This is a genomic window from Tenacibaculum sp. SDUM215027 (genome assembly GCF_050566205.1).
Taxonomy (GTDB): Bacteria; Bacteroidota; Bacteroidia; order Flavobacteriales; family Flavobacteriaceae; genus Polaribacter.
Genome location: NZ_JBNXUE010000013.1, coordinates 1 through 5892, shown reverse-complemented (window position 1 = coordinate 5892; position 5892 = coordinate 1). Strand labels below are relative to the sequence as shown.

The window sequence follows — 5892 nt, the reverse complement described above, 5'->3', positions numbered from 1 at the left end:
GTTAGATAATAGTGAGTTAAAAAAGGTGTAAAAAAAAAGGCAAAAAAAGTAGTTGTTGAGTGGGAAAAGGTATCTATATTTGCACCCGCAAACGGATAAGCGATAAGCTAAGAAGTTAGTAAGAGTTCATTAAAATAGGGTTTGAGATATGTCAAGAAAAGGTTAAAAAATAGTTTAAATTTTTCTTGTTTATTAAGAAATAAAGTGAGTATCTTTGCAGTCCGATTTTTAGGGAAAACAGTTCATTAAAATAGTGTAAAAGACAAGCTAGAAAAAACTTCAAAAAAGTTTTTGTCATATTAAAAATAGTTTGTAGGTTTGCATCCGCTTTAGGAAAGCGGTACGATCACAGAGATTTTGGAAGGCGATAAGTCACTAGTTCGAGTCTAGTATTTCTACAAGAGGATGAGTCGTAAGATAAGTAAAAACTTGTCAGTGTCGACTCGCCACAAGTTCATTGAAAATATTGAAATTGACAGCGTAAAACAAAGAGTAGAATAACCATAACTTTTCGAAGTTAAAAATTCTTTTGGAACTTAACATTTATAATATTAAAGATTATACAATGAAGAGTTTGATCCTGGCTCAGGATGAACGCTAGCGGCAGGCTTAACACATGCAAGTCGAGGGGTAACATTGATTGCTTGCAATCAGATGACGACCGGCGAACGGGTGCGTAACGCGTATAGAATCTGCCTTGTACAGGAGGATAGCCTTTAGAAATGAAGATTAATACTCCATAAAGTTGAGAGATGGCATCATCTTTTAATTAAAGATTTATCGGTACGAGATGACTATGCGTCCTATTAGCTAGATGGTAAGGTAACGGCTTACCATGGCAACGATAGGTAGGGGGTCTGAGAGGATTATCCCCCACACTGGTACTGAGACACGGACCAGACTCCTACGGGAGGCAGCAGTGAGGAATATTGGTCAATGGAGGCAACTCTGAACCAGCCATGCCGCGTGCAGGAAGACTGCCCTATGGGTTGTAAACTGCTTTTATACAGGAAGAAACATAGCTACGTGTAGTTATTTGACGGTACTGTAAGAATAAGCACCGGCTAACTCCGTGCCAGCAGCCGCGGTAATACGGAGGGTGCAAGCGTTATCCGGAATCATTGGGTTTAAAGGGTCCGCAGGCGGTCAATTAAGTCAGAGGTGAAATCCCATAGCTTAACTATGGAACTGCCTTTGATACTGGTTGACTTGAGTTATACGGAAGTAGATAGAATAAGTAGTGTAGCGGTGAAATGCATAGATATTACTTAGAATACCGATTGCGAAGGCAGTCTACTACGTATATACTGACGCTCATGGACGAAAGCGTGGGGAGCGAACAGGATTAGATACCCTGGTAGTCCACGCCGTAAACGATGGACACTAGTTGTTGGATTTAGATTCAGTGACTAAGCGAAAGTGATAAGTGTCCCACCTGGGGAGTACGATCGCAAGATTGAAACTCAAAGGAATTGACGGGGGCCCGCACAAGCGGTGGAGCATGTGGTTTAATTCGATGATACGCGAGGAACCTTACCAGGGCTTAAATGTAGAGTGACAGACTGAGAGATCGGTTTTTCTTCGGACACTTTACAAGGTGCTGCATGGTTGTCGTCAGCTCGTGCCGTGAGGTGTCAGGTTAAGTCCTATAACGAGCGCAACCCCTATCGTTAGTTGCTAACAGGTAATGCTGAGGACTCTAGCGAGACTGCCGGTGCAAACCGTGAGGAAGGTGGGGATGACGTCAAATCATCACGGCCCTTACGTCCTGGGCTACACACGTGCTACAATGGTATGGACAATGAGCAGCCACTATGCGAATAGGAGCGAATCTATAAACCATATCACAGTTCGGATCGGAGTCTGCAACTCGACTCCGTGAAGCTGGAATCGCTAGTAATCGGATATCAGCCATGATCCGGTGAATACGTTCCCGGGCCTTGTACACACCGCCCGTCAAGCCATGGAAGCTGGGGGTGCCTGAAGTCGGTTACCGCAAGGAGCTGCCTAGGGTAAAACTGGTAACTAGGGCTAAGTCGTAACAAGGTAGCCGTACCGGAAGGTGCGGCTGGAACACCTCCTTTCTAGAGAAAGATGGTGAGTTACAATAGAGGTATATTTTACTCTTTGCTGTTAATTTTAAAAAAATAGACTAAGATCTTAAAAAGTCGTTAGTATTAAGTCGATAGTTGTTAGTTATATAACTAATGTCTAAGGACTATAAACTACAGACTGAAAAAGTCTCGTAGCTCAGCTGGTTAGAGCGCTACACTGATAATGTAGAGGTCGGCAGTTCGAGTCTGCCCGAGACTACAAATTTTCGGAAGAAGATTTAAAGAGTTTGGATTTTAGTAGAAGGAAATTTTAGAAGTTGAGAAGCTTAGTTTTAAGTGTTGAGTGTTAAGTTTTAGATTAAACGCCACACCAACTAAAAACTCAGAACTAAAAACTCATAACTAAATTATGGGGGATTAGCTCAGCTGGCTAGAGCGCTTGCCTTGCACGCAAGAGGTCATCGGTTCGACTCCGATATTCTCCACCAGGCAATGCTTGGAGATAAGTATAATTATCTTCATGAGTATTGCAGGCAGATTGTGACTAACAAGTTTAACTACTTGTCAGTGGCGACTCGCCACAACGTTCATTGACATATTGGTAAAATGATATCGTAAAGAATCAAGATAGAGAGTTAGAGTAATATCTAACAAAATATTTTTATAAGAACAAAAATTATAAAGAGCTCGTTGTAGTATTTATACTACAGCAAAAAGTACAATAAGCTAAATAAGGGCGTATGGAGGATGCCTAGGCTTTCAGAGGCGATGAAGGACGCGATAAGCTGCGATAAGTTACGGGGAGAAGCACATATTTTATGATCCGTAAATTTCCGAATGGGGCAACCCAGCATGTTGAAGACATGTTACCCGCAAGGGGGCAAACCTGGTGAACTGAAACATCTAAGTAACCAGAGGAAGAGAAAACAAAAGTGATTCCGTTAGTAGTGGCGAGCGAACGCGGATTAGCCCAAACCAATGTTGTTACGGCAATATTGGGGTTGTAGGGCTGCAACATTAGAATCTTAGAGAACTAGAATCGTTTGGAAAGACGAACCATAGAGAGTGATAGTCTCGTATAGGTAATCGAAGAGGATATAGCAGTACCCTGAGTAGTGCGGGACACGAGTAATCCTGTATGAATCCACCGGGACCATCCGGTAAGGCTAAATACTCCTGAAAGACCGATAGTGAACTAGTACCGTGAGGGAAAGGTGAAAAGAACCCTAAGTAAGGGAGTGAAAGAGAACCTGAAACCGTACGCCTACAAGCGGTCGAAGCACATTTACTGTGTGACGGCGTGCCTTTTGCATAATGAGCCTACGAGTTACTGTTGCTAGCAAGGTTAAAGATTTAAGGTCTGGAGCCGCAGCGAAAGCGAGTCTGAATAGGGCGAGATAGTTAGTAGTAGTAGACGCGAAACCGAGTGATCTACCCATGGGCAGGTTGAAGCTGTGGTAACACACAGTGGAGGACCGAACCAGTTGACGTTGAAAAGTCTTTGGATGACCTGTGGGTAGGGGTGAAAGGCCAATCAAACTCGGAAATAGCTCGTACTCCCCGAAATGCATTTAGGTGCAGCGTTGAGACAAAGTTTTATAGAGGTAGAGCTACTGATTGGATGCGGGGGCTTCACCGCCTACCAATTCCTGACAAACTCCGAATGCTATAAAATGTTTCTCAGCAGTGAGGGCATGGGTGCTAAGGTCCATGTCCGAGAGGGAAAGAACCCAGACCATCAGCTAAGGTCCCCAAATATATGTTAAGTTGAAAAAACGAGGTTTGACTGCCCAGACAGCTAGGATGTTGGCTTGGAAGCAGCCATTCATTTAAAGAGTGCGTAACAGCTCACTAGTCGAGCGGTCGAGCATGGATAATAATCGGGCATAAACATATTACCGAAGCTATGGACTTATTAAAGTGGTAGGGGAGCATTCTATATGTGCTGAAGGTGTGCTGTGAGGCATGCTGGAACGTATAGAAAAGAAAATGTAGGCATAAGTAACGATAAAGGGGGCGAGAAACCCCCTCACCGAAAGACTAAGGTTTCCTCAGCGATGCTAATCAGCTGAGGGTTAGTCGGGACCTAAGGCGAATCCGAAGGGAGTAGTCGATGGCCAACAGGTTAATATTCCTGTACTTCTTATAATTGCGATGGGGTGACGGAGTAATGAAAGCACCGCGAACTGACGGAATAGTTCGTTGAAACATGTAGGTATTGGAACTGTAGGTAAATCCGCAGATCTAGCTGAAGTGTGATAGTACCACAAGTCTTCGGATGCGTGGATAGTGTGCCTAAGGGCTTCCAAGAAAAACCTCTAAGCTTCAGATTATAAGAACCCGTACCGTAAACCGACACAGGTAGTTGGGATGAGAATTCTAAGGTGCTCGAGAGATTCATGGCTAAGGAACTAGGCAAAATAGACTCGTAACTTCGGGAGAAGAGTCGCCCTACTCCGGTAGGGCCGCAGTGAAAAGATCCAGGCGACTGTTTATCAAAAACACAGGGCTTTGCTAAATTGAAAGATGATGTATAAGGCCTGACACCTGCCCGGTGCTGGAAGGTTAAGTGGAGTTGTTAGCTTCGGCGAAGCAATCAAATGAAGCCCCAGTAAACGGCGGCCGTAACTATAACGGTCCTAAGGTAGCGAAATTCCTTGTCGGGTAAGTTCCGACCTGCACGAATGGTGCAACGATCTGGATACTGTCTCAGCCATGAGCTCGGTGAAATTGTAGTATCGGTGAAGATGCCGATTACCCGCAGCGGGACGAAAAGACCCCGTGAACCTTTACTATAGCTTCGTATTGACTTTGGATAAGTAATGTGTAGGATAGGTGGGAGACTATGAAGTGGCGTCGCTAGGCGTTGTGGAGTCGTCCTTGAAATACCACCCTTTGCTTATCTAGAGCCTAACTCAGTAATGAGAACAGTGCGTGGTGGGTAGTTTGACTGGGGTGGTCGCCTCCAAAAGAGTAACGGAGGCTTCTAAAGGTTCCCTCAGCACGCTTGGTAACCGTGCGTAGAGTGCAATGGCATAAGGGAGCTTGACTGAGAGACATACAGGTCGATCAGGTACGAAAGTAGAGCATAGTGATCCGGTGGTTCCGCATGGAAGGGCCATCGCTCAAAGGATAAAAGGTACTCCGGGGATAACAGGCTGATCTCCCCCAAGAGCTCACATCGACGGGGGGGTTTGGCACCTCGATGTCGGCTCGTCACATCCTGGGGCTGGAGAAGGTCCCAAGGGTTGGGCTGTTCGCCCATTAAAGTGGCACGCGAGCTGGGTTCAGAACGTCGTGAGACAGTTCGGTCTCTATCTGCTGTGGGCGTTAGAAATTTGAGTGGATCTGACTTTAGTACGAGAGGACCGAGTTGGACTGACCTCTAGTGTACCAGTTGTCTCGCCAGGGGCACTGCTGGGTAGCTACGTCGGGAAGGGATAAGCGCTGAAAGCATATAAGCGCGAAACCCACCACAAGATGAGATTTCTTTAAAGGGTCGTGGAAGATCACCACGTTGATAGGCTATAAGTGTAAGTGCAGTAATGTATGTAGCTGAGTAGTACTAATAACCCATAGGCTTATGTACAGTCTTCCCCTCCTAGTGGGGGGAAGCGCAACTCTTTGATGAATTTATGATATGATTTTACTAATATGTTAACTTATTTGCAGCGAAGCTGCGCTATAAGCTAAGAGCAATATGCTAAAAGCTAATAGCAAAAATTTAAGGTGATTATCGCAATGGGGCTCACCTCTTACCATCCCGAACAGAGAAGTTAAGCCCATTTGCGCCGATGGTACTGCCACTGGTGGGAGAGTAGGTCGTTGCCTTTCTTTA

At 45.0% G+C, this 5892-nt stretch carries 2 tRNA genes and 3 rRNA genes; all 5 read left to right on the top strand.

Annotated features, from left to right (window positions below):
- Positions 1–562: 562 nt before the first annotated feature.
- A 16S ribosomal RNA gene (locus tag ACQYZ7_RS16590) occupies positions 563–2084 on the top strand.
- A 155-nt stretch (positions 2085–2239) separates the two neighbouring features.
- Positions 2240–2313: transfer RNA gene (locus ACQYZ7_RS16585), tRNA-Ile, on the top strand.
- Positions 2314–2465: 152 nt separating this feature from the next.
- Positions 2466–2542: transfer RNA gene (locus ACQYZ7_RS16580), tRNA-Ala, on the top strand.
- Between the two features lie 231 nt (positions 2543–2773).
- Positions 2774–5643 (top strand): 23S ribosomal RNA (locus ACQYZ7_RS16575).
- 136 nt (positions 5644–5779) lie between these two features.
- Positions 5780–5888 (top strand): 5S ribosomal RNA (rrf, locus tag ACQYZ7_RS16570).
- Together the 16S, 23S and 5S rRNA genes with 2 tRNA genes alongside form the textbook arrangement of a ribosomal RNA operon.
- Positions 5889–5892: the final 4 nt, after the last annotated feature.